16 protein-coding genes and 2 pseudogenes are annotated in these 15,399 nt (G+C 63.7%); 5 read left to right on the top strand and 13 right to left on the bottom strand.

Going from position 1 to position 15,399, the window contains the following annotated elements; genetic code table 11:
- Positions 1 to 3: 3 nt before the first annotated feature.
- The 5 genes and pseudogenes from exbD (at position 4) to BGO16_RS08800 (ending at position 2,966) form a co-directional block, all read left to right on the top strand.
- Positions 4 to 486 carry a TonB system transport protein ExbD gene (gene exbD, locus BGO16_RS08820; RefSeq protein ID WP_292618271.1) on the top strand — a complete coding sequence of 161 codons (483 nt, stop codon included), beginning with the start codon at positions 4 to 6 and terminating at the stop codon, positions 484 to 486.
- Positions 483 to 1,280 carry a TonB family protein gene (locus tag BGO16_RS08815; protein WP_292618269.1) on the top strand — a complete coding sequence of 266 codons (798 nt, stop codon included), beginning with the start codon at positions 483 to 485 and terminating at the stop codon, positions 1,278 to 1,280. Before exbD ends, BGO16_RS08815 begins: the two co-directional genes overlap by 4 nt.
- Positions 1,281 to 1,432: 152 nt before the next feature.
- Complete coding sequence (locus BGO16_RS08810) at positions 1,433 to 1,924, top strand: hypothetical protein (RefSeq protein WP_292618267.1); 492 nt, start codon at positions 1,433 to 1,435, stop codon at positions 1,922 to 1,924.
- 160 nt (positions 1,925 to 2,084) lie between these two features.
- A pseudogene (locus BGO16_RS18145) lies at positions 2,085 to 2,210 on the top strand (LysR family transcriptional regulator); the annotation flags it as partial.
- A 117-nt stretch (positions 2,211 to 2,327) separates the two neighbouring features.
- Entirely contained in the window at positions 2,328 to 2,966 is a 639-nt protein-coding gene (locus tag BGO16_RS08800) for a LysR family substrate-binding domain-containing protein (protein WP_292618263.1), read from the top strand.
- On the opposite strand, the gene BGO16_RS08795 is transcribed toward BGO16_RS08800, so the two are convergent.
- The 13 genes and pseudogenes from BGO16_RS08795 to BGO16_RS08735 all read right to left on the bottom strand — a co-directional run bounded on the left by BGO16_RS08795 (position 2,928) and on the right by BGO16_RS08735 (position 15,233).
- Positions 2,928 to 3,191, bottom strand: a complete 264-nt coding sequence (locus BGO16_RS08795; protein ID WP_292618261.1) for a DUF2274 domain-containing protein — start codon at positions 3,189 to 3,191, stop codon at positions 2,928 to 2,930. The two genes, BGO16_RS08800 and BGO16_RS08795, sit on opposite strands and share 39 nt — an antisense overlap.
- Entirely contained in the window at positions 3,188 to 4,459 is a 1,272-nt protein-coding gene (locus BGO16_RS08790; RefSeq protein WP_292618259.1) for a TrbI/VirB10 family protein, read from the bottom strand. The genes BGO16_RS08795 and BGO16_RS08790 overlap by 4 nt, the downstream gene beginning before the upstream one ends.
- A complete protein-coding gene (gene trbG / locus BGO16_RS08785) occupies positions 4,456 to 5,448 on the bottom strand; it encodes a P-type conjugative transfer protein TrbG (protein WP_292618257.1) in 993 nt (330 codons plus the stop codon). Before trbG ends, BGO16_RS08790 begins: the two co-directional genes overlap by 4 nt.
- Before the next feature lie 15 nt (positions 5,449 to 5,463).
- Complete coding sequence (trbF, locus tag BGO16_RS08780) at positions 5,464 to 6,159, bottom strand: conjugal transfer protein TrbF (RefSeq protein ID WP_292618255.1); 696 nt, start codon at positions 6,157 to 6,159, stop codon at positions 5,464 to 5,466.
- 3 nt (positions 6,160 to 6,162) lie between these two features.
- Complete coding sequence (trbL, locus tag BGO16_RS08775; RefSeq protein WP_292618253.1) at positions 6,163 to 7,500, bottom strand: P-type conjugative transfer protein TrbL; 1,338 nt, start codon at positions 7,498 to 7,500, stop codon at positions 6,163 to 6,165.
- A gap of 5 nt (positions 7,501 to 7,505) precedes the next feature.
- Positions 7,506 to 7,838 (bottom strand): hypothetical protein, encoded by a 333-nt coding sequence (locus BGO16_RS08770; protein ID WP_292618251.1) that lies wholly within the window; start codon positions 7,836 to 7,838, stop codon positions 7,506 to 7,508.
- Positions 7,839 to 7,849: 11 nt separating this feature from the next.
- Positions 7,850 to 8,587: a P-type conjugative transfer protein TrbJ gene (gene trbJ / locus BGO16_RS08765; RefSeq protein ID WP_292618249.1), complete on the bottom strand. Its 738-nt coding sequence runs from the start codon at positions 8,585 to 8,587 to the stop codon at positions 7,850 to 7,852.
- The gene (gene trbE / locus BGO16_RS08760) at positions 8,584 to 11,010 is read right to left on the bottom strand and encodes a conjugal transfer protein TrbE (protein WP_292618247.1); all 2,427 of its coding nucleotides are present in this window, start codon (positions 11,008 to 11,010) and stop codon (positions 8,584 to 8,586) included. The genes trbJ and trbE overlap by 4 nt, the downstream gene beginning before the upstream one ends.
- 4 nt (positions 11,011 to 11,014) lie before the next feature.
- On the bottom strand, positions 11,015 to 11,278 hold the full coding sequence (locus BGO16_RS08755) for a VirB3 family type IV secretion system protein (RefSeq protein ID WP_292618245.1): 264 nt from the start codon (positions 11,276 to 11,278) through the stop codon (positions 11,015 to 11,017).
- Positions 11,278 to 11,613 carry a TrbC/VirB2 family protein gene (locus BGO16_RS08750; RefSeq protein ID WP_292618243.1) on the bottom strand — a complete coding sequence of 112 codons (336 nt, stop codon included), beginning with the start codon at positions 11,611 to 11,613 and terminating at the stop codon, positions 11,278 to 11,280. Before BGO16_RS08750 ends, BGO16_RS08755 begins: the two co-directional genes overlap by 1 nt.
- Before the next feature lie 205 nt (positions 11,614 to 11,818).
- Positions 11,819 to 12,754 (bottom strand): annotated as a pseudogene (gene trbB / locus BGO16_RS08745) (P-type conjugative transfer ATPase TrbB); the annotation flags it as partial.
- On the bottom strand, positions 12,751 to 13,236 hold the full coding sequence (locus tag BGO16_RS08740) for a CopG family transcriptional regulator (RefSeq protein ID WP_292618241.1): 486 nt from the start codon (positions 13,234 to 13,236) through the stop codon (positions 12,751 to 12,753). The pseudogene trbB and the gene BGO16_RS08740, both read right to left, overlap by 4 nt.
- Positions 13,233 to 15,233 carry a conjugal transfer protein TraG gene (locus BGO16_RS08735; protein WP_292618239.1) on the bottom strand — a complete coding sequence of 667 codons (2,001 nt, stop codon included), beginning with the start codon at positions 15,231 to 15,233 and terminating at the stop codon, positions 13,233 to 13,235. Before BGO16_RS08735 ends, BGO16_RS08740 begins: the two co-directional genes overlap by 4 nt.
- Between the last annotated feature and the right edge of the window lie 166 nt (positions 15,234 to 15,399).

Raw genomic sequence — 15,399 nt, 5'->3', positions numbered from 1 at the left:
CTCATGGCGGTATCTCTGAAGAACCCGCAGGACGGCGGCATCGACGAGCTGAGCGAAATCAACGTCACCCCGTTCATCGACGTGATGCTGGTGCTTTTGATCATCTTCATGGTGGCGGCGCCTTTATCGACGGTGGATATCGCGGTCGACCTGCCGGTGTCGAACGCACAGCCGCAGCCGCGTCCCGACAAGCCGGTGTTTTTGACGGTGAAGCAGGATCTGACGCTGGCGCTCGGCAACGACGAGGTGCCGCGCAATACCCTTCAGGCAACGCTCGATCAGCAGACCAGCAATGACCGCGAGCAGCGGGTGTTTCTGCGCGCCGACGGGACGGTGGCTTACAACGAGCTGATGAAGGTGATGAACCTGTTGCGCGAGGCCGGCTATCTCAAGATCGCGCTGGTTGGGCTGGAGGATACCGGACAGGTGCAAGCAGGTGGCGTGGCCGCCGGTAGCAGCGCGCCAGCGGCGGCGACCAAACCATGAGGATCGACTGGCACGATCCGGACGGGCGGCCGGAAGGCGCGGTGACCGGGGCCGCGGCGCTGCGCTGGACCGCGGCCGGACTTGCGGTGGTCGCGGTGCACGCCGGCGGCATCTGGCTGGCGTTACACTGGCCGGCGCAGGCCGAGACGCCGGGCGATCCGCCGGCCGCGATCATGATGGAGCTGGCGCCGCTGGCGGTGGCGCCGGAGGTACCGCAGCAGGACATCGCGCCGGGGCCGCAGATGGAGGAGGCCGAGGAGGAGCAGCCCGAACCGGAGAAGCCGGTCGAGGACAAGCCAGATCCGACGCCGCCGGAAGTGAAGGAGGCCGAGCTCAAGCCGCCGCCGACGCCGAAGGTGGAGAAGGCGGAGGTGGTGCTGCCGGCCAAGACGGAGCCGCCGAAACCGAAGCCGAAGAAGAAAAAGAAGAAGGCGCCGCGCACCACCGCGCCGCAGAGTTCACAGGCGCAGCGCGCCGATCGCGCCGCCGCGCCGGCCGAAGGCATGGCTTCGTCGATGTCGCCGAGCTCCTGGCGCGGCGCGCTGATGGCGCACCTCAACCGCCACAAGCGTTTCCCGTCCGGTGCGGCGGGGGCGGGTGTTGCGACGGTTGCGTTCACGATCGACCGCTCCGGCCGCGTGCTATCGGCGCGCCTGGTGCGCTCGGCCGGCGACTCCGCGCTCGATACTGAGGCCGCCTCGCTGCCGCGCCGCGCCAGTCCCGTTCCCGCCCCGCCGCCCGATGTCGGCGGTGGTTCAATCACACTCGCCGTTCCAATCAGGTTCAGTCGATGATCTCAGCAAATCTCACACGAACGAACCCTCAGACGACGAGCTTGTCACTTCGCTCAACGGCGTCAGCGCCGCGCTGGCGCGGGTGGCGAAACTCGTGAAGTAGCACAGTCGAAACCGAAAGCCGCCCTATCCGGCACACAAGGAGATCGCCCATGCTGACGCTGGTCAAGGATGCCGATGTTCCCGTTCAGCCGGCTGCGCCACCGCCAGAACGACGGCCGAGATCGACGCTGCGCGAGAGCAACTATAACCGTCGCCGATTCCTCGCCTGGCTGCACGACGAGGTGGCGGTGCTGCGTGCGCTCGGCATGGATCATCGCCGCATCGCCGCGCAACTCGACATCGCGGAGCATGACGTGCGAGCATTCTGTCCGAAACCGAAGGAGAAGATCCTGCGCCGCCATCTTCCCCGTCGCGCTGTTGAGGCGCTCCTTCATGGCCGTCACGCCTCAATTGGCGGTCGAACCGTTGCCAAGCGCAGTCGCTACCTCGTCGAGATCGCCAGTGCCTATACTTGGAATGAGCTCATGTCCGAATCCGGGGTCGGCACTGTCACGGCCTCAGAAATACGTTTGTGGCTCGAGGAGCGAGGAGCCGCACTGCGGGATGATGAGGATGACCAGCATCGGTCGGCGCAATGGTGATCGTCCGATAATGCCGATTGCGAGCGAGGTCCGATCCCGTCCGGATCTGGGATCAGCTATTCGCATCGAGTGCCGTAGGCTGCCTGCATCCGACAGCGTCTGGATCGCGCCGCCTGAATGCAGAGACCTGCTTCACGTCTCGAGGGTGGAGACAGGGTGAATGGAGCTTCGTCATCTCCGGCATTTTGTCGCGGTCGCCGAGGAACTGCACTTCCAGCGCGCAGCCGATCGCATCGGCATCGAGCAATCGCCCTTGTCGCGTTCGATCCGGAATCTCGAACAGCAGCTGGGCGTGATGTTGTTTGAGCGGACACGGCGGTCGACCAGGCTGACTCTGGCTGGCGAACGACTCTTTGTTCACGCCCGTGCGCTCCTGGCGGCTGCCGACGAAGCGCGCCTCGATGTGCGCACGAAAGACGGCGATCGGACCGGCCATCTTCATATTGGTGTTTGCGACGGTGTGCCGCTGCCGCGTCTCGCTCGCCTGCTTGCGTCGCTCAGGCAGACGACTCCGCATATCAGCGTGCATGTGCATGAAATGTCCTTGGTGCAGAAGGTCTATGAACTGCGATGCGGATTCCTCGACGCTGCGCTCGCGCCGGAGAGCGGATATGGCAAGGGCATCGTTTCCGAGGCGATCTGGCGAGATCCGCTGATCGCAGTTATGCCAAGTAAGCATCCGCTGACGCAGAGGAAACAAGTCGCTTTGGTCGACGTGGTTCTGGAACCGCTCGTGCTATGCCAACGGGATACGGGCCTTGGCCATCAATGCCAGATCGAGCAGATCATCCGCACGGTGACAGCGACGCCGAACATCACTGATACGGCGGCAACACTTAGCATGTTAGTCGCGCTGGTGATTGCCGGATATGGCATCGGGCTCGCCACCACCGCCCAACTTGAAGCCGTCAGCGCGAGCGAGCTGGTGCTGCGCCCGTTGTCCGATGTGAGCAAATTGGTCAAGACTTGGCTGATGATGCGCGCGGAAACGCCAGCCGAGCCGTTAGCTCGCTTTATCGAGCACGCGCGCCGGCCGACTTGACCGGCTTGCGCGTCCAGAGCACGCCGCTCGGAATCCCTTGTCGCGCGCCATGAAGGTTTCAAGCATGAGCGGCGCCAGGGTTGTTGCATCGACCGGCGTGCCGTTCAGTTCGGAATGAAGTGCGGCATAACGATCGAGATTCTCGCGCAACTCGGTGCTGACCGTGAGCGTCAGCTTGACGAATTCCGACTTTGGGATCGGCCCAAGGCTGAGTTTCTTGGTCAATCGTCCCTCCCGATGTTGGCGGTGAGCGGTGCGGCCTGATAGGGCCGCAAGATGAGATCCTTGTTGACGATGACGCGGACGGGAAAGCCGGGCCGCACGGTCAAGGTCGGCTGGATGTTGAGGTTTCGGCGCGTGATTTGCTGCCCGACATCGTTGATGGTGTCCTGGAATCCACTGCGCGTCGCGATGATGACGCGATTGCCGTTGGTGCTGCGGTTTACCGGCGCGGCCAGTTGTGCGCCAACGCCAAGCACCGATGAGAGCACGGCGCCGCCGATCAGGCGGAGCCAGTGATTGTCGACCTCGTCCTCCAGCCCCGCATAGCCGGCGGTGTCGACGCCGGAGAGCCGGTCCAGCACGATGGATGAGCCGTCCGGCATGACGATGCGATTCCAGACCAGCAGCACGCGGCTCTGGCCGAAAGCGACGCCGGAATCGTATTGGCCGATCAGCCGCGTGCCCTGCGGGATGAGCAGATGTCTGCCGCTCACGGTGTCGTAGACGTTTTCGGTGACGTTGCCGATGATCTGCCCGGGCAGGTCGGAATTGATGCCGGTCACCAGTGCGGCGGGAATAATCGTGCCCGCCATGACCTGATACGGCGAGCGCGGCGTTTGCAGCGTGCCGGAGCCGTAGATTTTCTGGTCGGTCTCGCGGTTCAGGAAGGCTTGCTTGCGATCCTGCATATTCTGCGTGGTCACGGCGTCGACCGGCGCGTTGGTCGGCTCCGCGCCGGGTGCGGGAATCGCCGTCAGGCCCCCGCCATTCGGCTCCGGTGGCGCGGTCGTCGCGGCGGCGACGTCCTGCCTCGGCCGGATCGACTGGAAGAAGACGGCGGCCTTGGCGGCGGCTTCCGCCTCCTGCTGCGCGCGCAGCATCGCCGCCCGCCGCGCATCTTCTTCCGGATCGGGGCGGAAGTTCGGGCGTTCGGGCATTTGCGGGATACCGGCCTCACGTTCGGAGCGAACGATCGGCCCGCCCAGCTCGCCGGGCAGCGGGGCGCCGAGCCGCGGCGGCTGGACCTGGGTGTAGTCGCGCGGCAGGGTTTGCAGACCTTCGGCCGGATTGACGCGATCGGTGCTGTAGAGTTCGTCGCCGGTCGGCTTGTCGCGATCCTTGTATTGGAGCGCCCAGATCATGGCGCCGAGCACGGCGGCTGCGGAGACGCCCGCGAGCGCGATCAGGGTCCAGCGGTTGAGCCGCGTCACAGGCTTCGGCCGCGCGCGGATGGTGAGATTCGGCGGCTGGGATTTTGGCGGTGTGGTCATAGTCCGAACAGCCCCCGCCGTATGCCGTCAGTGCGCGAGATGCGCACGACCTGCTGTTTCTCGCCGCCGAGACGCAGTTCGGCCGCGCCGAACAAGCGATCGACGACGTAATAAGGCGGCTTCGCCCGGTAGTTCACGAGCTGGTTTTCGCCGGTCGGTCCGACGACGAACAGCGGCGGAAGCTCGCCTTGCGCGATGCCGGCCGGAAACTGGATATAGACCTTCTCGCCGTCGTCGAAGACGCGCACCGGCCGCCACGACGGCGTATCGCCGGTGATCTCGTAGCGGAATTGGACGCGATCAAGCTCGACCGCGTTGGCGACCGGCGTCGCCGTTTCCACACGCTCGTTCTGGCGTTGCAGCGCCATCAACCGATCGTGCGGGTACTGCCACGAGACGGAGGCCATCCATGTCTGCGGCGTCGATGTCAGTTCGAGAAGATAGGTTCGGCGGTTGGTGTTGATGACCAAGTTGGTCTTGAGGTCGGGCCGCGTCGGCTTCACCAGAATATGCGTCTGCTTGGCGTTGCCGTTGCCGCTTGTCGTATCGCCGATCACCCAGCGCACGGTGTCGCCGGCGGAGACGGAAACCAGATCCTCGTTGGTCTGAAGCGCGATGTCAGTCACCTTCTCGGGACTGGCATAGACTTGATAAAGCGCACCGGCGGAATAAGGCCAGACCTGCGTGGCATTGATGTAGCCGGACCGTGTCGGCTGAATGCGCGCGGCAGCGTTGGCGCTCGTCACACGCTCCTTCGGATCAGCCGGCTCCGGTACCCCACCTTTGCGGGGCAGCGGTTTCAACTGACCGGGCAGCGGTAAAGGCTCTGGCAAGGGCACCACCTCGACCGAACTGGCCGGCTCGGCGATGCGCGTCGCCTCGAACGGCTCGTCGAGGGAGATTTCAGGCGACGGCGTCTTGATCGCACAGCCGGCGAGCAGCGCAGCCGAAGACAACAGAAGAAGATGGACGGGCGACATGCGGACCATGATGCGGTTACTCCCTCACGACCCGCCGGGACCGAGTTCGCGGCTCCAGTTGATGCCGTTGATAAAAATACCGAGTGGATTCTTACGCAGCCGGTCTTCGGTGCGCGGTGGTTGCAGAACGATTGTGATGATGGCGGTCCAGCGATCGGTGCCGGCGAGTTGGTTGTTCTCGTAATGCCGTTCGATCCAGCGGATCTGGAACGACGACTCGGACGCCCGCACGACACTCGTGACCTCGACAGCGACAGACGCCTTGCCGACCTTTGAGAATGGATCATTGGCTCGGGCATAATCATTAAGCGCCGCGCCACCGCGATCGGTGGTGAAGTCATAGGCTTCAAGCCAATTCTGACGGACGACGATCGGATCGGTTGGGAGTGCGCGGACGTTCTGGATGAAGTGGGCGAGTGAATGCGCGATCTGCGCATCGGTTGGCCGATAGGCTTCGATGGCCGGGCCGATCGCCTTGACTTGGCCGAGTTGATCGACCTCCACGACATAAGGTGTGACGGTCGAGCGGCCGGCTTGGTAGAGCAACCCGCCGGCCATGCCGATGGCGAGCGTGAGGCAGCCGAACGACATCAGCCGCCAGTTGCGGGCCTGAATGCGGGCGGAGCCAATCCGCTCGTCCCAGAGTTGGCCTGCGGCCTGATACGGCGTCGTCGGTTCGGGGGTTTCGGAATAGCGCACGCTGGCGCGTTTGAAGCGCATCGGTCAGTTCTCCTGTCGCAATGAAGGGTTGGCGCCCGATCCGCCGTGATCGCCGGAGCGCAAGGTGTGCGCGGCCATTGTCGCACCATGCGTCGCCTGCGAGCCGCGTGAGCCATGCCGGAAGCGGTTCGCCCATGCCGGTGCATTGCCCGAGGCGCCGCCTGCGGCGGCTTGCATTCCCGCTGTCGAGGTGCCGCATGTGGCGGTCCATGCGCCGTGCGATCCTCGGGCTGCGCTCTGGTGCATCGCGCCGGTCATGCGGGATGCGAAGTTGCGGCCAGCTTGGATGAATGCGCCGCCTCCGGCACTTGCGACGCCGGCGAGGCCGGCGCCGAGGGCTGCCGCGCCCGAGGCGCCCGATGTCGCGCGTGCCAGCCCGAATGCTGTGCGGGCGCCACCCGACATGGATGAAGCAGCTTTGACGCCGCTGCTGACGGCTGCTCCTCCCAGACGAGCGGCGCCCGCGGCCGCGGCCCCTCCCGCCACGGCCAATCCGCCAGCCGCCAGCGCGGTGCCTGCTGCTGCACCTGCGCCGAGTTGCGGGGCGCCGGAGACAAGTCCGGTGGCGATGGATGGACCGAAAATGCCGAGGCCGAGCATGGCGAGTGACGCGAGCATGATCGCGAGCGCATGATCGATCGACGGCTCAGAGGGTGCTGAGGCACGAAACTCGGCGAAAAGGCCGTTGCCGATGCCGACGATGACGGCGAGCACGAGAATCTTGATGCCGGATGAGATGACGTGGCCGAGCACACGTTCGGCGAGAAAGGCGGTCTTATTCCAGAGCGCGAACGGCACAAGCACGAAGCCGGCCAATGTTGTCAGCTTGAATTCCAGCAACGTGACAAAGAGTTGCACCGCCAACACGAAAAAGCTGATGATGACGACCAGCCAAGCGAGAAACAGGACGGCGATCGTGTCGATATTTGAAAAGACGGAGGTGAAGCCGGACAGTTCGCCAATCTGCTGAAGGATCGGGCGGCCGGCATCCATGCCAACCGACGCAAGTTTGCCGGCGCGCAGAAAGTCATCCGCTGAAAGACCTGAGCCGGCGGCCTTCAGGCCAAGACCGCTGAAGGACTTGAAGATGATCCCGGCGAGCGTGTTGAAGTTCGTGATGATGTAGGCGAAGGCGCCGACATAGAGTACCTTCTTGATGAGTTTGGCGAGTATTTCGTCATGACCTGCCGCAAACGCCCAGAAGAGTCCGGCGAGCGAAATGTCGATGACAATGAGCGTGGCGGATAGAAAGGCAATCTCGCCGCCGAGCAGACCGAATCCGCTGTCGATATATTGCGAGAACGTGTCGGTGAAGCGGTCGATGACAGAGAGATTGTCCATCGTCATCACTTCGTGTTGGGCATGGCGGGTTGCGGCTTGGCGGCGCCTCCTTGCGGGCTCCCCTCTCTCTGTGAGGGAAATATCTCAACAGGATGCGGTGTGTAGGGCGTTCGTCCGTTGCCCATGAAGCGTTTGCGACGCGCCTGGCTCGCCATCTTGCAAAGCGCGTCGCCGGTGCCGCCCCAATCCTGCGAGCACCACTTCTGGATTTCGCGCAGCCGATCTGGATCGGCTGCAAGAGTGTCGACCGTGTCGGTTGCGCGTGCGGGCGAGATCAGAACAACCGCATCCGCGCCAATCGCGAGAGCAACGCCGAGCCGGGCAAGACGTGCGAGCATGGGAGCCTCCTTCAGTTGCGAAACAGGCGAACTGTCGCTGGCGAATAGCTGCTGCCGCTTCCCATGAAGCGGCGGCGCACCTCGCGGGCGCGTTCTTCTTCGGCGATGGCGCGGGCCTGCTCCGTAGCGACGGCGCGGTCCTGCGCGAGCTTGAGCCGCGCGCTATCGATTGATTGCTTGGCACGAAGCGCGAGAAGCTGGTTGGTGGCTTGGGTCGCTTCGAGGATGCCGGCGGCCGACTGGCTGTGTGTAACCAGATCGCCGAGGTTGTTTTCGTCGGTCGACAGATTCTCCGACACCTGGGCCTGCATCTTCATGGCGGTTTCGAGCGCATCGCGCGACCGCTCCCAGCGCGTCCGCGCGTCCTGAGTCATCTGATCGCCAGAGACGGACGCTGCGTATTGTTGCGGATAGAGTTGTTTGAACTGCTGCTCCATCGTCGCGACGTCGAAGCTCAATCCCTTCGCTTCGCCAATGAGGCGTTCCGTCTGTGCGATGGTCCGCTTGAGGTCATTGAGGACGTTGAAGTCGAGGCTTGTCAGGTTCTTCGCCTGATTGATAAGCAATTTGGCCTGGTTCTGGAGCGACGTGATCTGAATGTTGATCTGCTCCAACGTCCGCGCCGCCGTGAGCACGTTCTGGCTGTAGTTGCTGGGATCGAACACCACGAGCGCCGTGGCGGGCGTGGCGGGCGTGGCGAGTGCAATGCCCAGCGCACAGGCCCCGGCCACGAGAAACGATGTCTTCATGACGATATCTCCTGATGGTGGGAAAGCTGGCGGATGAGATCGGCGGCCCATTCGAGCCCGCGCGCGTCGAGCCAGGCCGGGGCGAAACCATCCGCACCGTGCGCACGAATAATCTCGTCGATGAGGCGGTGATCGGTAGGACCGCTTGCGGCGGCAAAGGCGAGCGCGACGGGTCCGAGATCGAGGTCGAACAGGCGATTGCCGAGACGGGATTGGTAGTAGTAGTCGCGCCGCGGTTGGGCGCGCGCGATGATGTCGATCTGACGATCATTGAGGCCGAACCCCTCATAGATGGTGCGAAGTTGCGGTTCGGTCGCCTGTGGCGACGGCAGGAAGATTCGGACCGGACAGCTTTCGACGATCGCCGGTGCGATCGCGGAGCGCTGGATGTCGGCAAGCGATTGGGTTGCGAAGACGACGGAGACGTTCTTCTTGCGCAAGGTCTTCAGCCATTCACGGATGCGCGCGGCGAAGATCGGATCGTCGAGAAACACCCATGCTTCGTCGAGCACGAGCAGTGTCGGCGAGCCGTCGAAGCGTTCGTCGAGCCGGTGAAAGAGATAGGTCAGCACCGGCGTCACGGCGCTTGCCGTATGCATCAGTTCTTCCATCTCGAACCCCTGCACGTCGCCGATGCCGAGCCGATCGCCATCGGCGTCAAGCAGCCGACCGTGCGGCCCCGACAGCGTGTAGGGTTGAATCGCCTGGCGCAGCCGGTTCGATTGCAGCAACGTCGACAGGCCGGTGAGCGTGCGTTCCTCGCGCGGTGCGGATGCAAGGCTCGTGACCGCGGACCAGACCGCGTCTTTGACGTCCGGCGTGATTTCGACGCGCTCGTGTCCGAGAAGCCCGGCAATCCATTCGGCCGCCCATGCACGGGTTTCCTCGTCGTCGATGCCGGCGAGCGGCTGGAACGCGATCGATGCCGAGGAGCCAAGGTCGTAATGCTCGCCACCCAGGCCGAGGATAGTGGCGCGGGCCGAGCCACCTTTGTCGAAAACGAAGATGCGCGAGCCGACATAGCGACGGAATTGAAGCGCGAGGATTGAGAGCAGCACGGATTTGCCGGCGCCGGTCGGTCCAACAATCAGGGTATGGCCGACATCGTCGATATGGGTAACGAGGCGGAACGGTGTGCCGCCGACCGTGCGGGTGACGATCAGCGGCGGCGCGTCGAGATGGGTGTTGCGTTCGGGGCCGGCCCAGACCGCCGAGAGCGGCATCATGTGAGCGAGATTGAGGGTCGAGATCAGCGGTTGCCGCACGTTGGCATAGGCGTGGCCAGGGATGGAGGACAGCCACGCCTCCGTTGCGTTCAAGGTTTCCGGAATGGTGACGAAACCCCGGCCCCGGATAATGCGTTCGACCGCCTTCAGCTTCTCGTCGGCGAGGTCCGGACTTTCGTCCATCACCGTGACGGTCGCCGTGACATATCCATAGGCAACGGCGTCCGCGCCCAACTCCTGCAACGCCTCGTCGGCATCGTCCGACTTGTTGGCGGCGTCGGAGTCGACCAGCGGAATCTCCTGCTGGAAGATTGTCTCGCGCAGCAACGTGACGATGCCCTTGCGCTTGGCGAACCACTGCCGGCGAACCTTGGTCAGTTCGCGTTCCGCTTCCGCCTTGTCGAGTGAGAGGAAGCGGGTTGACCAGCGATAGGCGAAGCCGAGGCCATCGAGGTCGTCGAGAACGCCCGGCCAGGTCGAGGGTGGGAAGCTGCGGATGGTCAATGCGCGCAGATGGCGATCGCCGAGCATCGGCGCGAGGCCGCCGGTGAAATCGCAATCGGACAATAGCGCATCGAGATGGAATGGCACCTCGGGGACGGCGACGGGATGGCGTTGTGTGGAGATGCAGGCGTGAAGGTAGGTCAGGGTTTCGTCGTCGGAGAGCCAGCGGATTTCCGGCATGACCCCATCGAGCAGATCAAGGAAGCGGTCGGTTTCGGCGACAAAGGCTGCGAGGTGGTCGCGCCAGTTCACCGTGCGGTGCTCGGCGCTTTCGTAAAGGTACTGGCCGGCACGGGCCTTGCCCTCGGACGGCGGCAAGAAGGCGAGCGTGATATGATAGGTGCTCTCGAAATGCGAACCGCCCTCCTCAAACGCGGCGCGCCGCTCTTCCTCCACGAGCCAGGATGCGGCTTCGGGAAATTCCGATACGGGATAGTCGTCAGCCACGCGCCGCTCGGCATCGACGAACAGCGCCCAGCCGGAGCCGAGACGTTTCAGGGCGTTGTTGAGCCGCGCCGTGGTCGCGACCAGCTCGCTTTCGGTGGCGCTATCGAGATCGGGACCGCGGAATGCCGCGCTGCGCTGGAACGCACCATCCTTGTTGAGCACGATCCCCGGCGCGACCAGACCTGCCCAGGGCAAATAATCGGCAAGGCTGGCGGGACGCTTTCGGTACTCGGCGAGACTCATCATGCCGTCACGCCTCCAGAAATGTGCGGTGCTTGAGGTGGCGAGAGAACACCTCGACGAACTGCGGATCGGCCTTCGCGCCCCAGACGGCGAGCGCGTGGCCTGCGATCCAGAACACGAGCCCTCCGATCCACAATTGCAGGCCGATGCCAACGGCCGCCGCCACCGTGCCGTTGACGATCGCGATCGACCGCGGCGCGCCCCCCATCAGGATCGGCTCCGTCAGCGAACGGTGAAGCGGCACTTCGAAGCCGTCGACATGCCCCGCCATCAGATCAGCGCTCCGCCGCCAAAGCTGAAGAAGGACAGGAAGAAGCTCGACGCCGCGAAGGCGATCGAGAGGCCGAAGACGATCTGGATCAGCTTGCGGAAGCCACCGCCGGCGTCGCCGAAGGCGAGCGTCAAACCGGTCACGATGATGATGATGACGGCGACGATCTTGGCGACCGGCCCTTCGATGGATTCGAGGATTTTCTGCAAGGGCGCCTCCCACGGCATGGAGGAGCCGGAGGCGTAAGCGGGGGAAACCAGAAAGGCGCAGAACAGGAGAACCGCTGATCCGTAGATCCGGCTTCGTAAGTTGGCGCAAATCCGGAATGTCGGCATTCCGGAAAGTCGCCTTTGCAGAATTCCGTAAATCCGCCGAAGCACAGTCTCGGATTTGCGCGCTTGCGGATTTGCGGAAATGCACGAATCCGGTTCTGCGGATTTACGTTTCTGGTTTGTTCCAGAGACAAGGAAAGGCGTGAATGCGGGTCTGTTGGTCGGCATCTCTTTATTCTCCGGTGATGTGCTCGATCGCGTAGGCGTCGCCGTCGAGGCCCGTGACGCGGATGATGTCCTCGATGCGGCGTTTGCTGCCGCGTCCGGCGATGAAGACGATGACGTCAACGGCTTCGGCGATCAGCGCGCGCGGCACCGTGACGACAGCTTCTTGAATAAGTTGCTCCAGACGGATGAGCGCGCCATGCGCCGATCCGGCGTGCAGCGTGGCGAGGCCACCGGGATGTCCGGTACCCCACGCCTTCAGCAGATCGAGCGCCTCCGCGCCGCGAACCTCGCCGACGATGATGCGATCCGGCCGTAGCCGCAGGGTCGAGCGCACCAGATCGGCCGTCGAGACGCTGTTCGCCTTCGTGCGCAATGCGACATGGTCGTCGGCGACGCATTGCAATTCGATGGTGTCTTCGAGGACGAGGACGCGGTCTCCTGTCGTTGCAATCTCTTGCAGGAGCGCGTTGGCGAGCGTGGTCTTTCCTGTCGACGTACCGCCGGCCACAATGATATTGCGCCGTTGCAGCACCGCGGCTTTGAGGAATGCCGCTTGCGCCGGGCTCATGATACCGTCTGCGACGTAACGGGCGAGCGGAATAACGCTGGCGGCGCGTTTGCGAATGGCGAAGGTCGGCGCAAATGTGATCGGCGGCAAGACGCCCTCGAACCGCTCGCCGGTTTCCGGCAGTTCGGCGGACAGAATCGGATGGTCGCGATCGACCTCCAGCCCGACATGGTTCGCCACCACCTTGATGATGCGGGTGGCGTCTTCATGCGACAGTGTCGCGCCGGTCGGCTCGCGACCCGCGCCGAGCCGGTCGACCCACAGGCGGCCATCCGGATTGAGCATCACCTCGACGATGTCCGGATCGTCCAATGCCGCAATGATCGCCGGTCCCATCGCGCTGCGCAGCATCCGAAGCTGGCGATCGCTGACGATGCGGGCGGGCGAGCGCGGCAGAGCGGCAGTCATGATGGCGCCGTCTCCGTGTTGGATTTGTCCGGCGCGGTCGTTTCGTCATCATCCAGGCCGACGAAATCATCTTCGCTCGGCACGATCTCCTGATGGACCTGGCGCACAAGGCTGCCGCCACGCTGGAGGTGGCGGCCGAGTTGATCGATAAACTGATTGAAGCGCACACGTCCTTGGGCGCGGGCTGCGCTCTGGTGTGCTTCGGGAATCGGCGCCGATACCGACAGCGTGTAGCGAATGAACAGCGCGACGGTTTCGATCAAGATTGTCTGGTCGCGCTCCAGGCGATCGAACTGATGGGACAGGCGGTCGAGCCGCGAGATGATCGCGGCTTCGCGCCGGTCGGCTCCGTCTGGTGACAGATAAGAGGATAGTGCGGCTGCGACGATTGCGGATTGAGTCTCGCCCTTCAGCGCCGTGAGGCGGCGAAGCTGCCTCCTATGTTCGTGTTCGATGAAGACGTTGAGACGGGCCTTGCTCATAGCGCCATCCCGTCATCGGGATCGAGCGCGGTCAGTCGCGCCAGTCGCCGGAGTTGCCGTGTCGGCTGCGGAAGCCTGCCGTCGCGCGTGCCGGTGTCGGCGGTATCGTCGTCGAGCACGGCAAGATCGTCGCGGGGACGATCGTGCAACCGGACGACTTCGGCATCATCGAGTTGCGGTGCGAGCTGGTGCCCGCCTTCATCCTGCTCGGACGCTGCTGTACGCGCGGTGGCTGTGGGCTTCTTCGGCCGGGCAAGCCCGGTCCAGTCATCCGCGCGCGCGGTCGGCCGGTCGGCATAGCCTTTGTCGTCGAGGATCGGCGCCGGCAAAACGCGCGACGTGAAATTGTTGTCGGCGTAATAGCGGATCTTCGTCGCCTTCGCTGGCGGATGACCGGAGACCATGACGATCTCCTGATGGTCGGGAAGCTGCATCACCTCGCCGGGCGTGAGCAGCGGCCGCGCCGTCTCCTGACGCGAAACCATCAGGTGCCCGAGCCAGGGCGAGAGCCTGTGGCCGGCATAGTTGCGCTGCGCGCGCAACTCTGTCGCGGTGCCAAGCGCGTCGGAAATCCGCTTCGCGGTGCGTTCGTCATTGGTCGCGAAAGCGACGCGGACGTGGCAGTTATCCAATATGCTGTTGTTCGGCCCGTAGGCTTTTTCGATTTGATTGAGGCTTTGGGCGATCAGGAACGAGCGCAAGCCGTAACCCGCCATGAACGCCAACGCGCTCTCGAAGAAATCCAATCTCCCCAATGCCGGAAACTCGTCGAGCATCAGCAACAGCTTGTGCTTGCGCGCGATGCCATCGGAGCCGTCGAGACTCTCGGTAAGGCGACGGCCGATCTGGTTGAGGATCAAGCGAATGAGCGGCTTGGTCCGCGAAATGTCGGATGGCGGGACAACCAAGTAGAGGGAGACTGGATGATCGGCAGCAATCAGGTCGGCGATGCGCCAGTCGCAGCGCGCGGTGACTCGCGCCACCGTTGGATCACGGTACAGGCCGAGAAACGACATCGCGGTCGAGAGCACGCCGCTGCGCTCGTTCTCGGACTTGTTCAACACCTCGCGGGCGGCGCTTGCGACGACAGGATGCGGACCGGCCTCGCCGAGATGCGCCGTCGTCATCATCGACCACAAGGCTTTCTCGAACGGGTGCGCCGGATCGGAGAGAAAGTTGGCGACGCCACGCAAAGTCTTGTCGTCTTCTGCGTAGAGCACATGAAGGATCGCGCCGACCAAAAGGCTATGGCTGGTCTTCTCCCAATGATTGCGCCGCTCCAACGCGCCTTCCGGATCGACCAGAATGTCGGCGATGTTCTGGACGTCGCGGACCTCGTGAATGCCGCGTCGCACTTCCAGCAGCGGATTGTAGGCGGCGCTTTTCGGGTCGGTCGGATTGAACAGCAGGCAGTGGGAGAACTGCGCACGCCATCCGGCGGTCAACGTCCAGTTTTCTCCTTTAATATCGTGGATCACTGCGGACTGCGGCCACGACAGCAGCGTGGGCACGACCAGGCCGACGCCTTTGCCCGATCGTGTCGGCGCGAACGCCATGATGTGTTCGGGACCATCGTGACGCAGATAGGTTTTCGCCATCAGACCGAGGAAAACGCCGGACAGCGTCGTCAACTTCGCCTCGGCGATGTCCTTCTCGTCAGCCCAGCGGGCAGAGCCGTAGGTCGTGACATGCTTCGCTTGCCGCGCGCGCCAGACCGAACCGACGATCGCGGACAGCGCGGCGACGACACCGCTGCCGCCCGCGATCGTTCCCCCCATTCGGAAAATGTCGGGTGCATAGGCGTCGTAGACGTACCACCACTCGAACAGACGCCACGGGTAGTAGATCGGAAAGGTGGCGATCAGAAACCAGGGTTCGCCGAGGCGCTGCTGAAAACCGAGATGGTAAGCGACCCATTCGGTTGCGGCCCATGTGCCGGCAAGCGTGATGCCGAACACGACCAGCATTTGTCCGATGAGCACCTTCGTCGGCGTCATTCCTGCCCCGCAACAGCCCTGTGACGCCGGCCTGTTTTGCAGGCCGGCGCGCATGAGCGTTGTTGCTTGGAAGGCGCTTAGTCAAAGACCAAATTCGTTGCCGGTGGCGGCGAATCTGATCTCAATGCGAGCCGATATTATTTTGTATTTCTACGTATCGATTCCG

The sequence above is a fragment of the Nitrobacter sp. 62-23 genome (assembly GCF_001897285.1).
Taxonomy (GTDB): Bacteria; Pseudomonadota; Alphaproteobacteria; order Rhizobiales; family Xanthobacteraceae; genus Nitrobacter.
The sequence above is the reverse complement of the archived record's forward strand: the minus strand, read 5'-3'. Positions and strand labels throughout refer to the sequence as shown.

Coding starts and splice junctions, on each gene's coding strand:
- trbF (WP_292618255.1), bottom strand. CDS start 6,159: ATGCGCTTCAAACGCGCCAGCGTGCGCTATTCCGAAACCCCCGAACCG.
- exbD (WP_292618271.1), top strand. CDS start 4: ATGGCGGTATCTCTGAAGAACCCGCAGGACGGCGGCATCGACGAGCTG.
- trbL (WP_292618253.1), bottom strand. CDS start 7,500: ATGGACAATCTCTCTGTCATCGACCGCTTCACCGACACGTTCTCGCAA.
- BGO16_RS08750 (WP_292618243.1), bottom strand. CDS start 11,613: ATGCCGACATTCCGGATTTGCGCCAACTTACGAAGCCGGATCTACGGA.
- BGO16_RS08790 (WP_292618259.1), bottom strand. CDS start 4,459: ATGACCACACCGCCAAAATCCCAGCCGCCGAATCTCACCATCCGCGCG.
- trbG (WP_292618257.1), bottom strand. CDS start 5,448: ATGGTCCGCATGTCGCCCGTCCATCTTCTTCTGTTGTCTTCGGCTGCG.
- BGO16_RS08735 (WP_292618239.1), bottom strand. CDS start 15,233: ATGACGCCGACGAAGGTGCTCATCGGACAAATGCTGGTCGTGTTCGGC.
- BGO16_RS08740 (WP_292618241.1), bottom strand. CDS start 13,236: ATGAGCAAGGCCCGTCTCAACGTCTTCATCGAACACGAACATAGGAGG.
- trbJ (WP_292618249.1), bottom strand. CDS start 8,587: ATGAAGACATCGTTTCTCGTGGCCGGGGCCTGTGCGCTGGGCATTGCA.
- trbE (WP_292618247.1), bottom strand. CDS start 11,010: ATGATGAGTCTCGCCGAGTACCGAAAGCGTCCCGCCAGCCTTGCCGAT.
- BGO16_RS08755 (WP_292618245.1), bottom strand. CDS start 11,278: ATGGCGGGGCATGTCGACGGCTTCGAAGTGCCGCTTCACCGTTCGCTG.
- BGO16_RS08810 (WP_292618267.1), top strand. CDS start 1,433: ATGCTGACGCTGGTCAAGGATGCCGATGTTCCCGTTCAGCCGGCTGCG.
- BGO16_RS08770 (WP_292618251.1), bottom strand. CDS start 7,838: ATGCTCGCACGTCTTGCCCGGCTCGGCGTTGCTCTCGCGATTGGCGCG.
- BGO16_RS08815 (WP_292618269.1), top strand. CDS start 483: ATGAGGATCGACTGGCACGATCCGGACGGGCGGCCGGAAGGCGCGGTG.